The following is a 24,890-nucleotide window of genomic DNA, read 5'->3' as shown; positions in this document are numbered from 1 at the left end:
CAACATTTTTTATCCCTTAATAATAACACTTAAATGAAAAAAACACATTTTGTTCTATTAACTTCATTAGTTCTAATCTACAGTGGCTGTAAATCTGACATTGAGCCACAAGCATCTTTCAAAGTGAGTAAACAATCTGGAGAGGGTGTTGTATCGGTAACTAATACCTCAAATATGTATGAGTCTGCTACTATTGTTTGGGTAGATGGTACCCAAGAACCGATTTCAAACAAAGAGCTATACCATACCTACCAAATTAACTCAATTTATACTATACGATTGAAAGCAACAAATAGGAAGAAAACAACAAATGCTTTTAATCAAGTTGAGGTTAACGACGTTTCTGGAAGAATTGGTATATACACAAGCCTACTAATTCGCCCAAATACTCCAATAGGTTCTTCTGGTTTGTATTGTCGAATAACTGGAAATGGTTAAAAGTACCTCTTTATCAAAAGTTGTAGTGTAGTCCTTATAATAATGGAAAACAATTCTCACACTATTCCAGATAGAAATTTGCAAGTTAAATCTTGACATTGCTAACTCATAACAGTTATCAAAACTTCAAAATGCTTATTTTTTTCAATAAATTTAGCATTTTAGAACAACTTCAATTCAATGGCCACTTATAAATACTTAGATGACAGTTTTGTCAATGCATATCAATCCAAATTCAATTTATTGATCGTAACAGCGACCGAGATTGAAAAAACAGTTCTACATGAACATATAAAGCCGCTACCTGGATTCACTGATATTCTCCAAATTCAAACGCACAAATACACTTACTATGTAGGTGTATTTGGTGTATTTTTTACTGTACATGTTTCTTGCAACGAGATGGGATCAATTGGAAAAAATGCATCAATCATTACCACTCTTGATGCAATAACTACCTGGAGCCCTAAAATTGTTTTGATGGTAGGAATTGCTTTTGGTGCAAACAAAAGTAAGCAAAAAATAGGTGATATATTGGTTGCTGAGCGCATTCAACCTTATGATCCACAGAGAATAGGCAAAAATGATATATTGTTCCGAGGAAAAGAAGGAGCTACAAGCTCGCTATTACTGGATCGGTTTAAATCAGTTAGTGGATGGAGCTATGAACAGAAAGGTAGAATTCCTAAGATAATTCCAGGTCTGATATTATCTGGTGAGAAATTAATTGACGACACATTATTCAAAAATCAATTAATGAAAGAGTATCCCGAGGCAAAAGGTGGCGAAATGGAGGGCGCTGGAATCTATACTGCCTGCGACCAACGAAAGGTCGATTGGATATTGGTTAAAGGAATTTGCGACTTTGCAGATGGAAACAAGGGGAAGAACAAACACAAAAATCAAAAGATGGCAATAGATAGCGCCGTGACACTTTGTGAACTAGTGTTTAGTAAGCCATCTGGTTTTAAAGATCTCGGGCTTGTTGTACAAGAAGACATTCTAGAAACTGACTTTTCAGAAGAGAAGGGCACCCTACCCCAATGGATATTAAAAAAAGACAAATCATTAGCCAAAGAAATCAGAAATGAAGATTGATAGAAGCAAACTCCTTGAGGAAATGCACACCTTTTTTCAACAGGAAAGTGGGGTGGTTATCGGAGAACCTGGTGTTGGTAAAACTTATTTATTAAGCAAAATGGTTAGCCTATTACTGGAAAAAAAAATTCCAGCAACAATGGTACAAATAGACTTTTTAAGCGATGGCAGCGATAAAGATATAGCTGAAGCACTTGGTGTAAGTGGTGAAAACTGGATTGATGCACTTAGACTTATCAGCTTACCAGACAATACAAAAGGAATTTTCATCTTTGATGCCTATGATACCATCAAAGATGAAAAGCTAAAAACAGTAATACTTAAACAGATTACTAAGGCAAAACAACAGCTTCCTAACTGGTCAATTGTGGTTAGTGTAAGAACTTATGATGCTATCCGATCACAAAAGCTAATCGAATTGTTTCCAGCTGAATTCAACAATGACAATATTCATTGTCGGAGATTTAAAATTCCTATACTATCTGAAAAAGAACTTAGTGAATTTCTTACAGGGTATCAAAAGTTAAATACCATTTATAAAGAAGGCACAGCCAAACTAAAAGAAATATTTAGAATACCATTTTTCCTTTCTTTGTTGGATATCATCCTTTCAAAAACAGATACCAGTACTGACACAATTAGAGTATTAAAATCTGAAATTGAATTACTCCAAATGTATTGGATAAAAGTAGTGTATAAGGTTACTCCATCTATTCAGATGGAATTGTTTTTAAAAGACTTTACACTAAAAATGGTCGAAAATCGGGTAATATCAGTTGATAAACTAGATTATTTGAGTAACATTGACATTGATAAACTATTAATCACAGAACAGTTATTAGGAGAGAACATACTAACAGAGCAGGGTTCTTATTCACCCAAAATGGCCTTTGCTCATAATATTCTATTTGATTTTGCAGTCAGTAAACTTGTATTAAAAGATAATACAATAGAGCTACTTCAATTTATTGCTGCTGATCAGGCAAGGCCATTCTTTCTACGCCCAAGTTTTATATATTTTTTTGCGAATCTATGGTATGTAAATCCTGCTAAGTTTTGGACGATTTATAACGAATTATCTCTGAGTACAGATGATGTGATTTCCTTGTTTAATAAACTCATACCTTCAACGATAGTAGCAAAGGAATTTGTTGATACGAATCAGCTTAAATTTTTAGATGATCCTACCTCTTATAATATTTCACAGACAATTAATGTACTACAGGCACTACGATTCATAAAAGAAACAACAAATAAGGCAGCCCAGGCTTCGTTACTTTTAAGATTGTCTACTAATCTACAATTAGCTTTTGTATGGGACTTTAGTTTTATACTCGAAGGATTGATTAAAGATCCTATTATACAAGCAGATGTTGCTACTTTTTCAATATGTGGAAATTCAGCGAGAAATCTAATAAATTTCCTACTAGCTAATAAGGTAAACCAAAGTGTCGACCAACTGGCAAGCTATACAGGTATATCACTTATTGCAAAAACTTATTCAACGGACATTGAAGCATCAAGGACTTGCTTACAACTGATTTTGGATATTATAGACCAACCAGATTTTAACATCGCTTATGTTTCTACCTTAACTGAAAATATTAAGGAGTTTTATATGATTGATCCACAATTTTGTGCGAGAATCTATGAAAAAGTTTCCGCTCATGAGGAAAATTCCTTCGATCAGGCACCAATGTACTCCGGAGTGTTAATGAGTTTTACATCAAGTAGACATGACCAATTTGATATTTGTCATTATAGATTACAACAGATATTTCCGAAATTTATAAGTTCTAGCCCAGAACTGGCAATACCCATCGCATTGTCAATTTCAAATAATTTTATTAAAAAAAAGAATTTGGACGGATTGGTTATTCTCGACACAATTAAAATCCCGTTTGACTTTTTAGTTGATGACATAAATGCACATTATCAGGTTGATTTATCACATTCGTGGTATCATCCTATGAGTAGCACAGAACCCATTCAATATACACAGTACATTCTCAATTATTTTGAAAAACTTATAAGCACAAATGAAATTGAATTGCTAAAGATACTCTTGAAATCGTATTTCTCATGTGCTAATAGTGCTTACAATTGGAAAATGCTACTTGACTTTGGGACATCATACCCAGAGATTTTACACGATCTATTATTTAATCTTCTGTTACAACCAGCTATATTATACTGCGACGATACTATCGTTGCTGCTGGCACATTTCTGGAATCAGCTATTCAATTTTACACCAAAGAACAGGTACATCAATTGGAAAAAACGATACTAGCATATCCTGAAAATATCAGTGTGTCAGCATTAGGAAATATGAACATTTTGCGATTGCTCAGTAGGATACCCAAAGAAAGACTAACAGAGGCGAAATCCATTGCTATAATGTCATCATCAGAAGTGATGAAAAATGAACCATTGGTATCGTATACCTCAACCTCTGAGATATATACTACCGAAATGTTTTTGACAGAGCAAGGTGTGGACATCAAAAAACAGGAAAATGAACAACTTCTTGCCGAAAACCAGAAAATGGAGTGGCTGACAAATCATTTTTCGAATGATGTTCCCGATGCAGAAAACTATGCAGAGCCATTAAAAGCTGCAAACAAAACATTTGTAATAGTCAGAGACAATACCGAAGTATCACAGCGATTGAAACAAACTATTTTGACCAATGTCGCAGATGTTTGCAGAATAGTTCTTCATTCCAATTTAACTCTTAAGCATGAGGTTCAACTATCACCTGAGCAATACATAACTTTCAAAGAGATGCTCTTTTTTTGCCTGAATTATTATACTGATTCAGATATCTTTGCGGAGAAAAATTCATCTCCAGGAAGTATATATTCACAAACACCTCGCAGTAATGCTGCCTTTGCCCTTCCTAAATTATTTGCATGTACAAAAGATGTTGACCTATTACCACTTATCAAACAGTATGCTAACGACAAAAATGCCATAACTAGGTTTGGTATCATGCAATCCTTACATCATTTATACCCTACGCAAAAAGAACTTTTTTGGGAAATAGTTAACGAACGACTTGACAAAGAGACAGACTGGTTTACCAAATCTGTAATTATTGGCCGTCTTAACAACGTTAAGATATTCACAACAGAACCAGATCGCTTCATTAATGCTTATCAACTGGCAAAGTCGGAGATATTTAAAATACCAGAAGGACATTATTCATATCTGGCCTCATTTTTGTCAATAGCATTAGCCTTTTTAAGATTTACGGGAGATGTGAGAATAAAAGACATACTGCGACAATGCTTAGAAAATAATCTATCCATTGGCCCAGTCTTGGTCTCTAATGCGTTTGAAATTATTAAGCCTGAAAATCGTAATTATTTAGATCCTACTGATGTCGAAAAAAGTGTAAGGGTGCTGGATACATTAATGATGTTACTTAATATGTGTGAGAAAATGCTACTTTCTACAAAATCTAATGACGAAGTTATAGAAGAAGTTCAACAATCCTTTGTAATTATCGATACGGTAATCAAACAGATTTATTTTTCTATGCAAGTCAGCCAAGTAATCCCACAGCAGAACACCATCAGAATAAACCAGGAACATCAACTCCGTTTTTACTTTTTTGCCAAACCGTTACTTGAAAAGATTCTTGGTATATCACGGCAATTGAAAGGTGGGCATATGCAAGGTCACAGTGCCCATTATTTTATTGAGATCATGGGTGAAGTACTTCGTTTTGATGCACGGTTTTCTTTAGCTACTACTAGCGAGATCACTACGATGGCTGTAGGAACCAATTATACTTTCGATTATTCTGCAATCCAGGAGGTGGTTAAATACACAGAACGACTACTGGCAGACCATAAAAGTATGTTAACAGAACCACAAGCATTTGCACAAATCATGAATTTGCTAAATATTTACGTACGTTCAGGATGGCCGGTCGCACTGGATTTACTTTGGAAATTGGATGAAATATTTCGTTAGCAAATGTTGCCAAACTTAAGTCTATAACTTGTATAAATATCAGATACCATAAGCGTTACACATTTGATTATTCACCACATATTTATTCTTATTAAATTTCATATTATGACTATCATAGAATTTTTAAAATCACAAGTATCATTTGACACACCACTTGGTGACTTGGCCAAAGACGTAATGAGTGACAAAGATTTCCCATACGAAAAATCCGAGAGCGGTATTATATCATATATTGAGTTTCAGTTGCGCCGACATGGTAATGGAAGTGTATTCGAAGAAATGGTGTCAGCATTTCATGAACAAAAAGACAATACTGTGGATCCATTAAATCTTGATGTTCATTTCACGCCATTAAGAGCCGAAAGCTGGCCATTTTTAAAACTCCATTTTCCATCAGATAGAGCAATTATCGTTGGTAAACTTGAAGATATTTACCGAGTATACGCTGTAGACTCAGCAAGTCAAAGAGCGTTAAAGTTCGATATTTATACTATGCGTCAGCTTAATGACCTCTCAATTATTAACCTAAATAAAATCCACATGGGAGTTTTAACTAGCGAAGTATCTGTCCAGGATGCTCTTGACTCTTTGGCTAAAAATAAATATAATGATTTACGTAAGCCAACTGAGCCAAATTATTCGGAAATGCTTGATTATCTTAAAAACCAAGTAAAATAGTTTATGGATGTAAATTACTAGTTTGAAATGTTGGAACACTTTTATAAAACTGTGACCTTTCAAAATAGTTTTAAAGGGGTGATATGAGATTTATTAGTTAATGGAATATTTGTTTTTAAAAGTGCTATTATAGAAAATAGTAACAAAAGAAGTATAGCAGTTTAATTTAATTGATCTTCAAAAGATATTCCCTTATTTGACGGCCGTTCCAATGATGGGTGTCTTATTGGGCAAAGCTCCTTTGTAAAGTCATTTGGATTAACTTTTAACTTAAAAAAGCTTAAGCTCAAATCTATATGAGTTTTTTCAGAACTTGTTAAAAAGAATTTTCTAGAACCTTTATTGATAATTTTATTAATATTTTTTGCTGTTCCTCTATACTCTTCATAATGATCGCATAATTCCTTGATATATTCTTCTGAAATAAATTCATCAAAAAAAATTTGAGACTTACTATTGATAAGTTGTAAACCATTTAATTGATGTATTTCTTCAATTGATTCAGTAGAGCAACAATTGATACACCCATTACCAAAGTCGTAGACTTTAGAATCGTATAAGCAAATCATTAATCGTGGATGAATTGGATAAAAAATTTGAAGACCCTTTGCTGTAAGACTAGTAGCTCCCATATAGTTTTCAGACTTCTCCAATAATTGATTATAAAGAATTACAGGAGCATCAGATGTTATAAATGACAATTGTGAAAGATTTACTAAAAACTTACAATCAAGATAGTCTAATAAGTGTTCATGCCCAATAGAATTAAGAAGTCCAAATAAAACAGGACTTTCATGCACTATAGTACAATCTTTTATATTTCCCCAAAACTCTGACTCACATTCCTTTACAAGAGTTTTAAATCCTTGATTAAGAGCTTGTATCATATCATTGCCAGACTTTGGAGTTCTAAAAATCTGGTACAAAATAAAACGTTTTAATAATTTATAGCCCTCTGTTTCTAATGGTGGAGGATAGAGTAGTTTCTCTTCGGTCCAATAGTAAAACATCCTTGCTACATTCCCTTCCATGTCAGCCAAAGCATTTTCTATTTCATCATCTTCTCCATAAAGAAAATTTTCATAAGCTTGATGTCTCAAAGAAGCTTGTTGAACAAATATATCACTATTATGATTGTACAACCCTAGGAATTTGCCTTCATTATTTATTGAAAACCTTTTAAGATAAAATCTTGGTATATAATGATGTCTTTTCTTTTTTGCCATTATTATACTGAATTTATTACATCATTCCGTAATTTGATTAATTCTTCAATTGCTAATTGTTGATATTTATTTCGGTGAATCATTCGATGACAGTTTGAACATACAACAATCATATCAGTTTCAGGATTAACTTTGGTCGATTTTGTAAGTGTATGGATAGGTACTAAATGATGAACTTCAATGTAATCTTCCCCATGTACTCCATAATTATCTTTAAAGTTGAATTGACATACTTTACAGGTAGTACCATGTATTTTGATTGCTTTTGCACGTAGCTTTTGATTCCGTTCGTAATAGCTAATCATGCGTTTCTTAGTTCCACCTTCAAAATGGTTTGAATTCTCTTCCTCAATCGAATCTAAATCAGATTTTATGATATTTAATATCTTTCGTTCTGATATAATAATCTTTTTTGATGTAGATTTTAAAGATTCTATTTGTTTGATTTCTTCTGTAACAAACTTTCTATAGTTGGGTAATGAAGATATTCCATTCTTCACATTTAAATCCTGACGATGTATAAGAGAAGGATTGTTGTCATAATCCTCTTTCGTTTCAAATAGCACATAACCATGATAATCAAACAATGCACCAGGAAATCTCTTTAAATGATGATACCAACCACCATCTTCTCGATAAAGAGCATGCAATACTCCTGTTTTTACTATCTTTTCAATTTTGTTTGCTGTAATCATGGTATAGATTTATTTTTTTAATCATTTCAAAGACCATATTGTTAAAAAAAAACCTATAATACCAATTATCCAACCAATAAAAGTAAATATTGGATGATTAACTGTATCAGCAAATATAGCATACCTATTTTTGTTCGATACAATCAACTTCCTTTGTATCAATTTGTTTGTTGCTTTTTTTATAAAATCTACTTTTAAATCAACCGATTTTATAACATTTACAAAATTTTTACGTCCAAACTCTGTTGATTCAACTGCAGAGCTTAAATATGCATTATTGTCAATATTGTTTGAGTTGCATTTCATTAATGATTTAAGAGTATCTGAACCATCTACAAATTTCTCTCCATATATTTTTTCAATAATATCAAATAAATTTTTTTTATTATTTACAGGTATTTCATTAAAATCATTTAAGTTGCCAAATATTTTTTCATATCTATGCTTAATACCTTCAAAACCAAAATGAATATTTTTCATATCCCAATGAATCCAATTACAATCGCTATGCCTTTTGACAAATGAATTAAATGCTTTCAATATACGTAGTTCTAAATCGCGATAAGAGTTTTGAATTTCATCAATTGGAATATCTGCCTTATCTGCCTCAAAATGAATTGCAAATTGTTGATCAATTTGTCCATCTAAAGATTTTATTACTATTGATGTAATAATAGGAGAAATACTCCCATAATCGTCATCATCAAATGTATTACTTTGGGAATAATGTATAAATAAAACCTTATTTGGATCTTCTGTTAGCTTTTTTAAAGTAGAAATAGCTAAACCTCTTTCCTTAATAATCCCCATTATCTTCTAGGTTTTATGTTATACTTAATTCTATTACTACATAATCTAATTTGATAACAGTTTTCACTACATATCTCCCTCTCATCAGTTAAAATAAACTTTTCATCACGTATCAAAGCGACTGAGTCTTTAATTTTTTGTTGAATCTCCTCCAAATCATTATCATAAAGTTTTACAGGAGCTTTTGGTTTATTTTTCCCTATCACATAAGTCATTATATAGTTAGCCATTTCTCCCGTCAGCTCTCTATGTCCCAAAGCATAGAGTTTCAATTGATCTTTTGTAAGTGGTGCATCAGCATCATCTTCATCACTCTTAAACTCAACAATCGTAGTTTCATAATGCCCAGAATCGCCAATTTTTTTTATTAAGTCAATCCTCCCTACAACCAGTATATTACTATCAATTTTATATTGTATTTCCTGTTCGACAAATTCGATGTTCTTAAATTCATCTAAATTATCTTTATAATATTCTTCAACATTATTCTTTACCTTATCATACAAAGGTTTACTTAGTTTAATCGATTTGGTTAAATAAGGGAAATGTGTTTGTCTATTAATTAACTCACTAAGTTCATCTTCACTGAGAAGAAATCCTTTTTTTGCTTCTTTATGAATTTCCATTAAACAATTATGAAATGATCTACCTACTCCCATTCTTTGATTTAAAGGATAGCAAAAACCAAATACTGAAATTAATTTAAAGCGGTAGGAACACTCAAAAATATCTTTGAGGCTTGTAAAATCTAAAGAAATGTTCTTGATTTTTTCTTTGGGTTTAGGATCAATCTTTTCACTGATAGAAAATTTATGTTTTAAATCAGTAATCATAATTGGGGAAGAATTTATTTTAGCACTAATAAGTTCTTGTACAAACAGAGATTCTTTTTTGTACAATCTATTGTTTAAGTCTGGTGCTTGTGTCAATAGCAAATACTTTTGGCTTCTTGTCAAAGCAACATACAACAATCTTCTCTCATCTTCTTTATCATCATCCCCTTCATATCTGGATTGTTCATTAATTAAACTTCTATCCAAAAAATGCCATTCACTTAATCCGCCCCTTTTTTTAGATGGTAAGTAATTATGATTCAAGCCTGGTATAACCACACAAGGAAACTCAAGTCCTTTTGCTTGATGAATAGTCATTATTTGAACTGCATTAGGAGTTTTATACGGATTATTAAGCCACCCTTCAGGATAATAATCTTTTGCAACATAAGTAATAAAACTTAAAAAGCTAAAAAGATGAAAATTAGGACTAGTACTGTTAAAATTTATAGTTTCAAAATCATTAATTACTTGACTAAATTTTCCAAGGTTAAAAAAAATAATTTCAGCTCGTTCTTTACTTCTTTGCTCAAGCTCCTTAGATGAGCTATCTATAAAATTTTCTTCATAAACTTCAGCATTACTCAAAAAATTCCAAAATATATCTTGCAATGAATATTCCCAGTTATCTTTAATTTCTCCAATGCTAGGTTTTTTTTCAGAAAGTTGTGATATAGCATGATCAATCTTTTCAAGTTTAATTTTAGCATGGGGAATATCTAGCCATTTTTCCTTTAGTTGTTCCTCATCAATATCACCATACAAATAATTAAAAATAGCAAGAGCAGCTTTAATTTCATCCATTTCAAATAATTGATTCACCCCCGCAGTAATATATGGTATATTATACTTTTCAAGTGCTTGCACAATTGAACTTGCTTTATTCCAAGTACGTAGTAATATTACAACATCAGAAAATGCAACTCCTCTTGGTTCAACATCATCATTATCTTTAAACTTTACTCCTAAAATATCGTTTATATACTGTGCTATTGCTTCATTTTCTAAATTAACATCAGTATATCTATTATATAATATATCACTATCTCGTTTAAAATTTTGAGATTTAGAAGATTCCATTTTTTTCCCAAGAATCCTTTTTACATTATTTGATATTAGTGTTTCAGATAAGATTGTTACACCTTCAGAGCTACGATAGTTTAGAGAAAGAGGAATTGTCTTTACCTTATCTCTATCAAATTTATCCTCAAAGTTTATAATATATTTATTATTACTCCCTCTCCACTGATATATATTTTGGTCATCATCTCCTACAACAACTAATTTGCAACCACTAATTTCTTGAAGACGATTAATAAGTTTTTCCTGTAATGGGTTTACATCTTGATACTCATCAACAATTAAGTATTTCAAATTAGCTCTAATTGATTTTGCCAAGTTGGTATCATCTTGAAGACATTCTAAAGCTTTTTCCATTATCATAGAAAAATCAAAATATCTTTTGGATAAAAGTACTTTTTGATATTTATTTTTTGCTTTTAAAATATTATCAGGAAAATTCCTATTTTTTTCTATCTCTGATTCTCTGACAATATCCATTATCTTGATAAAAAGAGAAGTGTCTATGAAACGACGAAGGGAAACTGAGGGGTTAGAAAGCTTCGTCACTTCCTTCATCCCAATTATATCATAATTCTTATCAACAAACAATTTTAATTTAATATCATCTAATACTGAAAAACTTTGATATTCATACTGATTTTCCTGAAGTGATTTTAAACACCATCCGTGTATTGTACCAATATACATATCAGCCATACCTCTATACCGACCTACATTATTAAGAATTTTATTTTTTAATTCTCCGGCTGCTTTTTCAGTATAGGTAAACGCTATAATATTTTCAGGTTTGATATCAAATCCATTTTTACAATCTAATAAATAAGCTACCTTTCCCGCTACAGTTGTTGTTTTTCCAGAACCTGCACAAGCTATAATGCGTAAATGTTTATCATTAGTAATTATAGCTTCTTGTTGATTTTTTGAAAAAGAATCTAGGCTTATCATCTCGCTTATTAATTAGTTTTTTTATATATCAATATTCGTTCCTTACTCATTGTATCTGAGAAATTATTTCTACCAGGCATTCTTTTACTTAGTATTTCTCTTTCTAAATCTGTAAATAACTCAATACCCTTAGACATAAAAAGTTCACTCAGAATTAAATCATTTCTTACTATTTGTTTATTTACATTCCGGTTACCTATTGTCCAAACCAAAAAAGAGCCTTTTCTCATTTTGGGAAGCATTACATCAATACTATTATCCAAATCATTTATAAACCTAGTAACTTTCGCTGCTTTTTTTCTTTCAACATTCTGAAAATTTGTAATAAACTTTTTCAATGTGGGGGACTTCTGAAAAACTCTTTCCTCAATATCACATATCTTCTCTTTAATTTCACCTCCTAAGCTTTTTTTATCAATCGCTTGAGAAGTCTTTAAGTAGTCAATTGAAATAGAATTATCAATATCTTTAACAGGTATCCATAGTAAAGGTAAATAGGAAAACTGCCCATAAGTTACAGTAGTCTGGTTATCACCATAAGGAGGAGATGTAACAAGCAGATTAAACGTTTTATTTGTCCTGATTTCCGTATTTGTATCACCCCAAACTACATCAGCACTTTTAATATATTTTCCATCTTTTATATGATCATTTTTTATAAGAACAGAAATATAATCATTAATATTTTTAATGTTTTTTTGACAAACAGATACAAAAGTCTTTATTCCAAAAACTTGTCTCATATTTATTTCTTCGATAGACCGCATATGCATCTTAAAAGTAGATGTTCTATCATTACTGGTCAATCTAATCGTTTCAGCTAAAGCTACCCAAAAAAACTTTCTTATTTTTAGATTTGGCTCTTTACAAATAGCTCTATAAATTTTTGACAATTCAATTTGAATATCCTTAGTAAACCATTTATCAATATTTGAGAAAGATATTTCGATTATATGAGAAGTATCAGAGTTAATAGTACTGATTACTCTTTGCTCTGCATCAGTAAGTTCATCGATTTGATAGTAACTAGTCTTTACTTGACTTAATAATATTGAAAGTGGATTAATATCTTGACCAAATACATTCATTCCATATTTCATACCTGTAACAAGCGTATTGGATGCCCCCATAAAAGGATCCAATAAAGAAACATTATTTTTTAACGCATCTGAAAGCTTTTCTATAATTGGTTCCTGAACAGATGGTACCATCATGGCTGGGTAATTCAGAATACTTCTAGCGAAATCATTTCTAGAATAATTTTCACCATTCAGAATTTCTGAACTTATGGATTTTATATTTTCTTTGATATTTTGGTTATTCTTATTCACAATGGCGGGTTTAAAAAAATCTTACATAGACATTGAACTTATTTGTAATTTTAATTAAAGCTTTAAAAGATCGTAAATTTCATTAATTACAATACTTTGTTTATGAAAATTGGCAAAATATACAAATATATGAATATGGTAAGACAACACAAGTTGATTTCAAAAACAATTCAATGCCATAATCAATATACACTACATAACTATTTATATTTAAGATAATTAACATTGTTTCACGCTAAAAATATTCTTAAAAATAGAATAATTCAAGCTTTTACCCTATTATTGTTAATTCCAAATATTATCTAACAAAAAAACAAAATTATAAATTTAAAATCATACATTTTAGCGTATAAATACGTTATTTCAAATAATCTAAGGCCTTAAATCGAAATATTTTATCCAAAATTTTAATAACAAAGTACACTTTAATTACAAAAAAGTTTGCTAATTTTAAAACAATAGGTGTAGAACTACAAACTAAAATAGCCCGAGGGAAATTCCCTCAGGCTGTTTCTTTAAATTACTGTAGTGTTGTATTTATGGAATTGATTAAAACCCAAACTCAGCAGAAACCTGCTGAGTAATTTCTCGAACAGCTTTATTAAGTAAATTTTTAATCTCCTCTGGACTTGGTAGATCTTGTTGATTATAAGTGATTCCCTTAATTTCAAGATTTTCGATTACAATCTGACATTTAGGGCCAGAATATACTAGTTGTTTTGACTTATATCTAGTGTAAGTCGCTTTAATGTTGAAAAGATTTAATATTGTTCCCATTGTTCTTTATTGGTTTTAAAATCCGAAGAAACTTGATATTTTTTGTCCCAAAGTTTTCTCCTTTTTAGGTTTCTTAACTCCCAACAATCCTTTCTTAGCTCTTTTAGCTCGTGGTTTTGAGATAGTGTATGATAATCCCACTTTTTTTGCAATTGCCTTAAAGTCTGCTGTATCTCCTTTGAGTAGATTCTTATAGAATTTATGTCTGGCTTTTAATTTGGTAAGCTCATCATCTTTCCTTGCTCCTAAACCTGTTTGATTCTTTTGAAGGTATTTAGAAAGTTCTAAAAAAATTTTATCTTTGAATTTTGAATTTTCCTTTACTTGTTCTAACATCTGCTTAATTTCATCTCTAAGCGTTTGTTTTAATAATTTATTTTTATCCGACTCCTCGCTGAGCTTTTCTGATGCTAACTTTTCTAGTTTAGCTACTTCCTTTTTCTCTGTAGTTTTTATAGGAGCTGAAACTTTTTTTTCTTTCTTTTGTGCTTTTACAAGCAAAGGCTTAGGGAGTTCAACCTCTTTGATAGTTGCCTTTACTGTTTTAACCCATGATTCCAAAGTGGCTGCTGCATCTGGCACAACATCAAAAATTGAAAAGTCGGTAAAGGTTTCGGTATCTTCTTTAAGAAGTTGATAATTCTCTTGAGATACCTTATCGAGTTTTGCCAAGGTTGTGGTATCAAAATTTTTAATAAATGCTATGTTTGCTTTCATTGATTGGAATTTATTTTAGTGCCATTCTTGCCTCTTCTTGCAATTGCAATCTAAGACGGTATTTGTATTTCTGTTTTGCTGCCGAATTCTCAGTCTTTGGTGCTTGAACCTGAGTTTTAGCGACATACTCATTTAGCTTTTGGTAGTAAAGCGAAATGACAGATGTAAGGGATGGGTCGTCGTTGGCTTCTTTGAAGTTTGAACGATAAACCTTATCAAAATCCTTTAAAACTGGTGGTAAAGCGTTGAACGGGATATTTGATGATTGTTGGATGTAATTACTTGCTGAAATCATTGTTTTTTATTTTAGTTGAATAAATTTCCCTTCTAAGCCACATTTTTGGAGAATCCTTGCATTCTGTTTACCATAGGCTATTAAAACAGATGGTGAACCAGCACTATCACCTTCAATGCCCTTAACAGTATAAAAATTAAGTCTTCCTTTTATAAAAAAAACTGCATCAGCTTTATTCCAAACTTGTTCAAAAAACATTTTTGTTTCAGTCCTGGCAAAGGTTAAAGCAATAGCATTTTTATGTTTTGAACACTTTTCAAGCCATTTTGCTGTTTCTGTTCCATAAGGAGGATTACACCAAACTCGTCCTTTCCAAACTTGTAATAAACCATTTTGCTTTTTTGTATAGTGGTTTTTAGCCGTATCCCAAGGGCGTTTAACTGGACTACAAGGATCCATGTTAAAACTTCCCAAAGCTTCAATAATATAGGGTGGTGTTAGCCATTCATCTATACCTTTATTTCGTTCGAAAGAAGTATCCATTTCTCAAATTTTAGAGAAATTATTAAAGAGAAATATCTATTATCTATTTGACTGAACTCAATTAGACTGTATTCAACTTTACTACCCATAAAAAACAAAAAGCCCTTCAAAGTGAAATGAAGGTCTTTTTAAAATTGTCAAAAATCTAAATTTGGTTGAGTTTCAATTTATATGACAATAGTTCATTTTTAAAGGTAATGGGCCTTGGCAAAGGCTTACTTAATTCTTTACCATCTGTTAAACTGGTATCACTAAATTCATAACCAGTTATTTTAAGATTACGGTCTGAAACCAATAAAGACAAGCTGTAATTTTGTTGAAGAATTTCTAAGAATTTTGGCAAATTATCATCCGTTACAATTGCCTTAAATGCACTTCCTTGTTTTACAAAATCCTTTTCTATTGTAAGTTTTCTAAGAGATGAATCAAGGTAAATTTCACTCATTTTACTTTTGATAGGCAAAATAAAAATGTAACTCCTTACTGAAGATAAAGGACTATTTTGTATCGTCATACCAATGTTAGTTGTTAATACTGTACCTTGATAAACACCTCTTAATACTTTCAATCCGTTTCCAATAGGAATTGCAACCATATCATCTGCACTTCCATAGGTTCTTTTGCCATATTCAAAGTATTCTGGCATCAAAATTCCTTTTCGTATTTCACCTGTTTCAGTAGTATATTCAATTAATTTAAGCTTGTATTCATTAAAGGTAGGGCTACCAAAAGCTTGCAATAAATTACCTGTTAAAATATACCTTATAGCTCTCTCAGAATAATTTGCTTTTGAAGCTTCAGTCCATTTTTGGTAAGAATTATTTAAGTCAACTTTTTCAGGACTTCTTGAAATAGATTTAATTCCATTTACCCACTTTAAGCCATCACCAGTAATATTGTATGTTCTACTTCTTTTACCAGAAGCGATGGCAAACTTTAATTTGATGTTGCCCGGCGTAAAAGGATTTTCTTTCTTTTCGTTAATTTGAAAACCAGTGAAAATACCCAATGTATTTCCCTCGGATGGCTTTTCAATAATGTAAGGAAGATATACCACCATACCAATTTTAAACCATTTGAAAATATTTTCGTTGAAATATTTAATTTGTTTATCCACTGATTCAACTTCACTGGCTATTTCTTTTTGTTCATCTATTTTGTATAAATTCAAAGCATTCTCAATCGCTATAAACCGCATTTCAACATTCTCATTTTTTTTGATGTCTTTTTTTCTTGATATTTTATCTCTACGTTCCTTATACTTCTCTTGAATCTCTAAAATTCTCTTTTCTTTAAGGTCAATGAGTTTATCTCTACAAATTTCTGTAAGAGTTATTGCGTATTTTTCAGGACTAAGCCCTTCTAATTGCCTAGTGATGTTTTTTTGAAGCTCGTCTGCTGAATAAGGCTTTTTCAATTCACGAACATCACATCTTTCTACATAAGTTGAAGTACTAAATGGAGATTTACCTCCTTTGCCTTCTACAATGATTTTTCTATCAAGCACTTTTGCTTGCAAATCCACAATTTCAACTTCCAAATCATAATCCCCAGACTCAAGCTTTATTTCTATAGCACTTCTGTATAATTCCAATACATCATTATAAAACTTGTCTTGGTCTGAACATTTCAAAAGAGCTATCCTTCCTGTTACTTTTTGCGCAGCATTTACTTGTACTTCTGTGTCAGTATCTTTTTCATTCTTTGGAATCGGATAACCAATTCGGGCATTAATAGCTTTGTTTTCTTCTAAATATTGTGTTACCACTTCGTCACCATACTTATTTAAAAAATCTGCTGATTTCAAAATTGATTCTGAATTACGCTGATTACTAGCAGTGTTGGCGTCGAGTGATTTTAGCTTTTTTTGCAACATCATCATCAATCTTTTTTCTGCTGGTATAGAACTTGTAACGTAATCATACATTGGTTTTAAAATCTCGCCAGTTCGTTTAATTCTCCCCAATTTCTGAACCTCAGTATTTATATCAAGTTCCGATTGTAACACAATCATCACACGTTGTTTTACTTGATTTGCTGGGACTTTCTTGGTTGGAATAGCGTGTGCTGAAGCACCCGTAGAACCGCTTTGATTTATCATCAAAACATCGACTTCATTGTCATTAAATCTACGGAAAGCATCAGTTGCATTTTCTTTTGGACGTTTCACAATTCGTCCAACCCATCTCAAAGTTTGAGATTCAATTTTACCTAATCCCATTTTCGGATTATCAATGCCAGTTCTCATTAATTTGGCAGCTTCTGCATTGGTCAACTTTTTTTGCTCCAGCTCAACAGCCAATTTTCTACCTGTTACCTCAGCTACTATATAACCTGCACGCTCTATTCTCATTTTCACCAAGTCAATCGGCGAAAGAACAACACCAGAAGATGTAGTCCTAATCATGTTTTCGATAAACTTGTATTCCGATATCGCATCTTCAGAAAAATTATTAATATCAAATTCCTTGTGTTCTCTTACTCCATTCGATGTAACTTCAGTGTACCTCAAGATTCCCTTTAATCCTTTCAATAAAACAGTAGTAAAATCTGCATTGATAAGGCTATCTTCTTCAAATCCATCTTCTCCACTTTCGTTCGACAAAGATTCAACAAAGCTCCCCATCGTGCTTGAAAAAGCAATGACAGGTTTTTTACCTTGCTTTAATCGCATGATGGCCCTATCTGCTACAGCCTCAGCCTTAATAGCAAATAACAATTGATTGAAAACATTAAATAATTTAGAAAAATATGGGGTTGTGTCGGCACCAGCTCCTTTAGCACCTTTTCTAATGTCAACTTCAGACTGACTTAGAGAAGCTATGTTATCAAGTTCTTTGACTTCTGGAATTATGTATTTTTCTTGAAAATCAATGATGGCACGCATTACTTCAGTAACAGCATCAGACTTTTTCTTGTCAGCTCTAGCATTCTCATCAGTACAATAAAATTCTTGATACATCTTTTCAAACTTATCCTTAGTTTTCACCTCATTACCTCCATTTGCTTCAAGAGTAACATAGTTGACCTCAATGCCTTCAAAGTTTCTTTCTCTTCTAATCATTTGCCCTTCTCCGACCAATTGAGAAGAAACAATTTCTTGTAGAGCTACTCCTCCTTTATAAATAGCTTCTGACAACTCCGCTGAGTTTAAATTAGCCTCAGAAATAGATGTTTTGGAAGCATAAATAGGCATATTATCGGGTCTCTTTGCGAAAGTTGCAGACAAAAAGGCAACATAAGCATTCTTTAAAACCATTGATAATGCCATACCTCTAATAGATTCGCCCGAAGCATTGTGTGATTCATCTAAAATCACCAAATTATTTTTAGCAATATTTTTTAAGAAGTTAGCCTTTGGCGAAAGCTCTAAACTACCAGCCACAATTTTATTGCCTGACTGTATTTGTGAGTAGGTAAGCATCACAAGGTCAAATCCAGCAGGTATTTTCATAGTATCAAGCACCTTTTTTTGTAGAATTGGGTCTGACGCTTGATACAAAATGTTTCCATCTGCATCTTTCACATCGGAAGCACTAGCACGGGCGTTCAATATGTATGGAATCGCATGACTACCTTTTGATAAATCCCGATTTTTATTTTCAGAATAACCTGCTATGATTTCATAAGGATTTTCTTCTTGAAAGGTTTTATACTCTTTTGCTGAACCGTATTCAATTTTCTCTTCTTCAGATAGGCTTGAATATGGCTTGTAACGAATAAGCTTTTTAGTTTCGTTTTGTTTAATTTTCAGGGGTTGTGTGGCATCTTCTAAGCCAATATCAACCAAATCACGATAAATGTCACTAAACAAATTGGGCTTTTCTGTTATAAAAATTGGAAGAATACCCTGTGCCATTGCATAACGAATCAACCCAGCGGCTACACGACCCTTACCTACACCAGTTTGGTCGCCAATGATTAGTCCTTGATTTTTGTATTCAATATTAAAAATTGCTAATGCTATTGCATCAATTTGTTCTGCAGCAAAGGCTCTGTATAAAGATTCTTTATTAGAATACTGAAGTTTTAAACAAAGAAAATCATCAACATCACCGATAATTGATTTCAGCTTTTTTAAAGCTTTAACAGTCTCTCTACCCATAGAATCGGGGGTATCTACTTGTAATGATTTTGAATTACTAAGTGGCATGTATGGTACACCTAAACCATTGAAAAGAATTGATTTTTTCATTGAAAAATTCTTTGATAGAGTTCTTGAAAGGTATTTATTTGATTAGAATTTGTTTTGTCTTGAAGTGGAGCATAACCACTTACTTCTTTTTTTCGCCCATCAATTAGGATTAATCTGATGTTAAAAGAAGTTCCCATTCTTGAATACAAATCACCATTGATATTGATTACATCCTGTACTTTGTAATGACTGTAAAGGAAATTAAGGAAAATACGGTTTTTACCTGCCTGAATTCTGCCAACTTCATCGTAATTAGTATGCCCGCCAATAATAATGGCAGATTTACCAGAATCTCTCATGGATGAAAGAGCCAAAATTGCCATAAGATGGTCGAGGTCTTTGATGGTAAACCCATCAAAATTTTGGTATTCGTGCTTTTCTAAAGCCCCAAATGGAGGATTTGTTATCACTGCATCATACTTTTTGATTTTATCCTTGAAGAAATCCTGATTGGAAGAGTCTATTTTGGAAACTTTATCATAATTATCTCTTTTAAGATTGATTATTCTAATATCATCCAATTCATTCACATCAAAATTATCTGTAAAGCCAGCAATTGTAAGTAATCCATTACCCGCACTTGGCTCAAAGAATCGACTACTTTTATGAGGTTTGTCAATGCCACAATATAGGCCCATTAAATAAGCAATTGGTGCGGGTGTACTATATTGCTGCAACAAAACAGAAGTACTTGTTCTTAAAGATAAATTTACTTGCCGTTTGTAAAATTCAATGATCGATTCAAAACGCTCTTCAACAGTTTTAGTTTCATCATGGGCCATCTTACGATAAATTACAACTAAAGCATATTCAGTTTGCTCTTTAACTTCACGGACATTGCTAATTCCGAAACGTTTAGCTTCTAATTCAAGCGAAGTTTTGTTAAGCTTATCCCCTTTATTAAATCTAAGTGTAATACTGTCAATATAATTTAGAGGACTTTCTATTGTTGAAATCTTTGTCAATTTGTCCTTAAACGACAAAAGTAAATCTTTCCAATTCATAGGGTTTTTAATTTGTTTTCAAACTTCAATAATGCTGTTTTCCACTTAGGAATTTTCTCTTTAGTTTTATTTTTTTCCAACCTGTTTTTAGCCCATTTTACTAATTCTGAATTGTTTCTTATTAAAGTTTCAGCCCACGAACTTTCTTTCAAATACAAAAGAATATGAGTATCCAAATCGAACTTGACTGACGAATAAAAGAATACATCAAAATAATCAGTCATTGTATCAGAATTATCATAATTATAGCTTTCTACTATGTTTTTACAAGTATTTAATAAGTCTTCAGCTTTTTTATTAAAATAACTCTCATTTGGATGTTCTTGATACCAAAATGAATCCCAACCATTATAATCAGGTTTAAATGGTTTAAAACCACAATCTTTTATCTCTACTCTTAGTGACCATCCATTTGAGAATGATTTTTTATTAACAGAAATATCTATATCTGGATATTCATTTAAAATATCATTCTTTACTAATTTTGAAATTTCAAGTGCTGTTAATTTTCCGTTGTAATTACTCCCTGTATAGCCCATTATTATATCTTTTGAAGTGCTTTTTGGAATGAAACTAATTGCTTTCTCAATCTATTTTCTTTTTTTGAAGGAGCTGTAGGCTTAAATGCTTCGCTTCCTCCAATTTTAATCACTAAAAGTATTAAAGTCTCAGGGTCAAACGTGACCGTTGTATTTTCTAAGATAACCTTAATACGTTCAGGAAACTTAACAGTTGTTTTCCGACCTTCAATTATCATTACTTTTTCTTCTGCTGGTAAATAAGAAGAGGTAACTCCTAAATATTGCTTTATGTAATCGACTAAACTCTCTACATTAGGAGTTGGTAAAGTATTCGTTTTTAGTTCTTTTCTGAAAGCTACACCATCACTTTGAAAATTTTCCCAAAGCTTCATGATGAACTTTTCACGAGCAGAATAAAGGCTTACAGGTAATTTCCCCAAGCCAATCGTTTTAATTTCATAATCAAGATATTTTCCTTTGTCTTCATAATTGAACATTTCCTGTACAGGGTCTAAAACAGTATTACCAACTTTGATATAGATATGCTGCCAACCTTTTCCATAATCTGCCATTCTGATGGTATGGCTGATGCTTAAATTACATAGAATAGAAGAACAGAAAATGGTAAAATCCTCACAATCTCCAACCTTATCTTTCCAAAGTTTGTTTGGAAAACGTATTTCTTCAAAGCCCTTTTGGTCTTCACGATATTTGATATACGTTTTTACAAAAGCATATATTTTCTTAGAAGTTACGTAAGAGTTTTTCTGACTTTTAAAATATTCGGAAAATAATTTTGTTTGCTTTAATGAAGCAGGAATGTACTTTTTACAAATATCATAAAAAGTATCCTCTGTATGGATTGCTACAGGCTTTTTGATGTAATCTGCTTTTGTGGGCTTTTGAATGAATTTTTGAAAATAATTTTCCATCTATTTTTTAAGTAGCTTTTTAAAAAAATCAATCACTTTTACTCTGAAAAAATAAGTGACAACAAGTAGAATGCCTACCAATATGACCCAAAAACTATTGGATATATTTTTCTCATCCATAATAGTGATGGTATGTCCTTTAGTGGCATTCATTTTCTTAACAAGGGCATTGTAAGCCACAACAGAGTTATTTACTTTGTCGGTTGTGTAGGTAGTTCCAACCAAAATACAGCCTAAAGTATCCATCTGAGTATTACCCCATTCAATTCTTACGCCGGTATAACCTTTAACATTTTGTAGATAGAAGTATCTTTTCCCGTTCGACGGTGACTGTTGAACTACCAAAGCATATTTCCCTCTGGGAATTGCAGTATTTCCATAAATTTTTAGTTCCTTGATTTGTTCAAGAGTCATTAAGTTGCTTAAATTTCTGTCAATATCTTCTAATGTATAACATTCAAAAGTACCATCGACATATAGTTTGCCAATGGTACTTTTGTTAGTTTTCAAAAATCTCTTTACTACTAAATCCATCTTATTTTTTAATTCTTAAATAAATAGACAAACCAACCAAGGCACATAAAATAATGATGAGGTATAAACGCTGTTGAGATTCATTCTTCGTAGCCTTCAAATCCGCTTCTAAAACAGAAAACTTTTTCTCAACATCTTCTTTTTCTAATCGATATTGTTCAACACGAGCGGGATTCTCCTTTTTAAAGGTATCCACCCTTATTGTTTCAATATAAATCGTTTGAACCTCTGGACACTTAACTTGAGGCACATAAGATGTATTTGTGATTGGATTAATTGTTTCAGGACAATTCAAAAAGATGGCTCTATTAATAGTAGTATCCTTCTTGACTATTGTGAACCCTTTGATGTACTCTGTACCGATTGGAAATTTGTCGGCACAGGTTTGAGCCAACTCGGCAGGATGTTCCCGATAAAATTCAATAGCACGTGACCGAGCTTTTTTCTCGGTCACGCAACTGAATTGAAACAAAAATAAAATCGAAATTAAAAAATACTTTTTCATGCTATTCTACATCAAACATTTGGCAATATATAGTCTTATTGGCGTTTGGAATTTGGTTTAGATTAAGGTCTTTGTCAGCATATTGTACTGATTCCCAATCGTTAACTCCTACGCTAAAGTATTTCATTCTGTATCCTACCTGAGTCCTAGCAATAAAGGAAAGAGGCTCAACACCTTCGGGTCTAAAAGCTGTCAATAAAACCTTTGAACCAGATTTTTTGATTAATACACCTAATACATCAGTAGTACTTGAATCCCAATCAATGGCATAGCTTTTTTTCCATGTTACCCCATTGTCAAGGCTGTATTCTGTAAACCAAAATTCGGGAACTAATGACCTGTAATGTTCAATTGCCCCAATAGACTCTAGCATTTCTACCGCAGCAGTTGCACCACCATAAGTATCAATTCCACCTAGATTTCCCTCAACTGCTCTATCCCACATCCAGCCATCAACATCATTCATAAACAATGATATCATGAATAAAAATGCGTATTTTCTACCTACATTCTGATTCGTATGACTTGCAAGAGTATCAGCAATTAATGCACCTGTCGAACTTCTTGAGAATTGATTTTTACCTAAATTACCACGGTCGCACACCATTTTAGGCATAAACATATTACGATGTTTACCTAGTTTGTAGTAACAATAGTAAGACTGCCATTGTAGAGCTGTTACCAACAAACTCATTGGGTGTCTAACTGTTTTGTTAGGTCCAAATTTATTGACGATTATAAAATCACCTGCTGTGTTTAAAATATAATTACTACCTTGTGGTGCGACTTCTTCATAGTAAAATGATTGTTCGTTACAAGGTAATGCTCTTTTAAAATCTGTTAACCTTAGACCAATTAAATCCTTACTTGGTAAAGTTGTTGTGGTTTCTGGCTTCCAATCTTCATTAATGTTAACTTGTGGTGAATAGTTACCATTAGAATCAGGGTAATTGTAGTACTTTTTAGCCCCTGTACCTTGGTCTTCAGTATAACCCATTTCTAAAAAGAGTCCTGAATACATACTAGAATAATATCCGAAAGTTCTACTTAGGACACCTAAACCAAAAAGTCTATGCTTACGTGAGCCATTTTCGGTATTATTTTCAACATCAACGACAACAATTTGTCTTTTTGTAGCATCTAATAAATTATCTCCACCACCAAAGGCATTCGACTGACCAACGCCTCGTCCTAATTCAAACAATTCTTCATCTGAACCCGTTAGCCAAGGTTCTACTGCACCAGCACCATACTGACTATGTGTTCTGTACTGAAAAGGAATTGCACTTGTGAAAGTTGGGTAGGTTAATGCTTGCTCTGGAGTATGAATATATTCTACGCCATCATTAGCAGTGTCTAAATTTGTTGACCCACTAAATCCACATTCCCACGGTTTCTTAGCACCAAATGGATACTGTTCCAAATCCCAATATACGCCCCAAACTGGTCGTGGATAGCCACTTTCATCCTCGTAGTAACGGGCATTAATAGTTCCAAAATGTGCAATGTTAAGGTTGCCAGATTGTGGTGCGAGTGTTCTAGCTAAATTTCTGAAGGAAGGTAATTGGAATGGAGTAGCTACATCGTCAAAAAGTACTGGCAATGTAATCTGCTTATTAGTGTTTGTGTTTGAAGAGTCTTCTTCTTTGCTAATATTACCTGTGGCTACATTGGCATTTCCATCAGAACTTTCTTTTTTGTTCGCAAATAAATAACGAACTAAATAATACACCAGTACGATTGGGAGTACTATTTTTAAAAGGATTGATATTAATTTGTTTTTCATCAAAATTAATTTTTAAAACTTT

At 32.2% G+C, this 24,890-nt stretch carries 20 protein-coding genes; 4 read left to right on the top strand and 16 right to left on the bottom strand.

What is annotated here, in order from left to right; translation table 11 throughout:
- Positions 1-33: 33 nt before the first annotated feature.
- From VB798_RS02410 to VB798_RS02395, 4 genes are all read left to right on the top strand, one after another.
- Positions 34-438: a hypothetical protein gene (locus VB798_RS02410; RefSeq protein ID WP_323255580.1), complete on the top strand. Its 405-nt coding sequence runs from the start codon at positions 34-36 to the stop codon at positions 436-438.
- 180 nt (positions 439-618) lie between these two features.
- On the top strand, positions 619-1,536 hold the full coding sequence (locus tag VB798_RS02405) for a 5'-methylthioadenosine/S-adenosylhomocysteine nucleosidase family protein (protein ID WP_323255578.1): 918 nt from the start codon (positions 619-621) through the stop codon (positions 1,534-1,536).
- Positions 1,526-5,518: an NACHT domain-containing protein gene (locus tag VB798_RS02400; protein WP_323255576.1), complete on the top strand. Its 3,993-nt coding sequence runs from the start codon at positions 1,526-1,528 to the stop codon at positions 5,516-5,518. Before VB798_RS02405 ends, VB798_RS02400 begins: the two co-directional genes overlap by 11 nt.
- Positions 5,519-5,623: 105 nt before the next feature.
- A complete protein-coding gene (locus VB798_RS02395; RefSeq protein ID WP_323255574.1) occupies positions 5,624-6,196 on the top strand; it encodes a YozE family protein in 573 nt (190 codons plus the stop codon).
- A gap of 161 nt (positions 6,197-6,357) precedes the next feature.
- Here VB798_RS02395 and VB798_RS02390 read toward each other — a convergent pair whose 3' ends face one another.
- The 16 genes from VB798_RS02390 to VB798_RS02315 all read right to left on the bottom strand — a co-directional run bounded on the left by VB798_RS02390 (position 6,358) and on the right by VB798_RS02315 (position 24,868).
- Positions 6,358-7,422: a DUF4238 domain-containing protein gene (locus VB798_RS02390; protein ID WP_323255572.1), complete on the bottom strand. Its 1,065-nt coding sequence runs from the start codon at positions 7,420-7,422 to the stop codon at positions 6,358-6,360.
- A 2-nt stretch (positions 7,423-7,424) separates the two neighbouring features.
- Positions 7,425-8,117 carry an HNH endonuclease gene (locus tag VB798_RS02385; RefSeq protein ID WP_323255570.1) on the bottom strand — a complete coding sequence of 231 codons (693 nt, stop codon included), beginning with the start codon at positions 8,115-8,117 and terminating at the stop codon, positions 7,425-7,427.
- 21 nt (positions 8,118-8,138) lie between these two features.
- Positions 8,139-8,927: a hypothetical protein gene (locus tag VB798_RS02380; RefSeq protein ID WP_323255568.1), complete on the bottom strand. Its 789-nt coding sequence runs from the start codon at positions 8,925-8,927 to the stop codon at positions 8,139-8,141.
- Positions 8,927-11,788, bottom strand: a complete 2,862-nt coding sequence (locus tag VB798_RS02375) for an ATP-dependent DNA helicase (protein WP_323255566.1) — start codon at positions 11,786-11,788, stop codon at positions 8,927-8,929. Before VB798_RS02375 ends, VB798_RS02380 begins: the two co-directional genes overlap by 1 nt.
- An 8-nt stretch (positions 11,789-11,796) precedes the next feature.
- Entirely contained in the window at positions 11,797-13,119 is a 1,323-nt protein-coding gene (locus VB798_RS02370; protein ID WP_323255564.1) for a TRM11 family methyltransferase, read from the bottom strand.
- 549 nt (positions 13,120-13,668) lie between these two features.
- Complete coding sequence (locus VB798_RS02365; protein WP_323255562.1) at positions 13,669-13,896, bottom strand: hypothetical protein; 228 nt, start codon at positions 13,894-13,896, stop codon at positions 13,669-13,671.
- A gap of 15 nt (positions 13,897-13,911) precedes the next feature.
- On the bottom strand, positions 13,912-14,613 hold the full coding sequence (locus VB798_RS02360) for a hypothetical protein (RefSeq protein WP_323255560.1): 702 nt from the start codon (positions 14,611-14,613) through the stop codon (positions 13,912-13,914).
- A gap of 10 nt (positions 14,614-14,623) precedes the next feature.
- Positions 14,624-14,908 carry a hypothetical protein gene (locus VB798_RS02355; RefSeq protein WP_323255558.1) on the bottom strand — a complete coding sequence of 95 codons (285 nt, stop codon included), beginning with the start codon at positions 14,906-14,908 and terminating at the stop codon, positions 14,624-14,626.
- Between the two features lie 6 nt (positions 14,909-14,914).
- Positions 14,915-15,391, bottom strand: coding sequence for a DNA N-6-adenine-methyltransferase (locus tag VB798_RS02350; RefSeq protein WP_323255556.1), 477 nt, complete (start codon positions 15,389-15,391; stop codon positions 14,915-14,917).
- A 145-nt stretch (positions 15,392-15,536) separates the two neighbouring features.
- Complete coding sequence (locus VB798_RS02345) at positions 15,537-19,586, bottom strand: strawberry notch C-terminal domain-containing protein (RefSeq protein ID WP_323255554.1); 4,050 nt, start codon at positions 19,584-19,586, stop codon at positions 15,537-15,539.
- Positions 19,583-20,590 carry a hypothetical protein gene (locus tag VB798_RS02340; RefSeq protein WP_323255552.1) on the bottom strand — a complete coding sequence of 336 codons (1,008 nt, stop codon included), beginning with the start codon at positions 20,588-20,590 and terminating at the stop codon, positions 19,583-19,585. The genes VB798_RS02345 and VB798_RS02340 overlap by 4 nt, the downstream gene beginning before the upstream one ends.
- The gene (locus VB798_RS02335) at positions 20,587-21,129 is read right to left on the bottom strand and encodes a hypothetical protein (RefSeq protein WP_323255550.1); all 543 of its coding nucleotides are present in this window, start codon (positions 21,127-21,129) and stop codon (positions 20,587-20,589) included. Before VB798_RS02335 ends, VB798_RS02340 begins: the two co-directional genes overlap by 4 nt.
- A 2-nt stretch (positions 21,130-21,131) precedes the next feature.
- Positions 21,132-22,043 carry a hypothetical protein gene (locus tag VB798_RS02330; protein WP_323255548.1) on the bottom strand — a complete coding sequence of 304 codons (912 nt, stop codon included), beginning with the start codon at positions 22,041-22,043 and terminating at the stop codon, positions 21,132-21,134.
- Entirely contained in the window at positions 22,044-22,577 is a 534-nt protein-coding gene (locus tag VB798_RS02325; RefSeq protein ID WP_323255546.1) for a DUF5675 family protein, read from the bottom strand. It abuts the gene before it with no gap.
- 1 nt (position 22,578) lies between these two features.
- Entirely contained in the window at positions 22,579-23,082 is a 504-nt protein-coding gene (locus tag VB798_RS02320; protein WP_323255544.1) for a hypothetical protein, read from the bottom strand.
- 1 nt (position 23,083) lies between these two features.
- A complete protein-coding gene (locus VB798_RS02315; protein ID WP_323255542.1) occupies positions 23,084-24,868 on the bottom strand; it encodes a hypothetical protein in 1,785 nt (594 codons plus the stop codon).
- Positions 24,869-24,890: the final 22 nt, after the last annotated feature.

Origin of the sequence: Arcicella lustrica (assembly GCF_034930985.1) — a bacterium.
Classification (GTDB): domain Bacteria; phylum Bacteroidota; class Bacteroidia; order Cytophagales; family Spirosomataceae; genus Arcicella; species Arcicella lustrica.
This window is presented reverse-complemented; position numbering and strand designations above follow the sequence as displayed.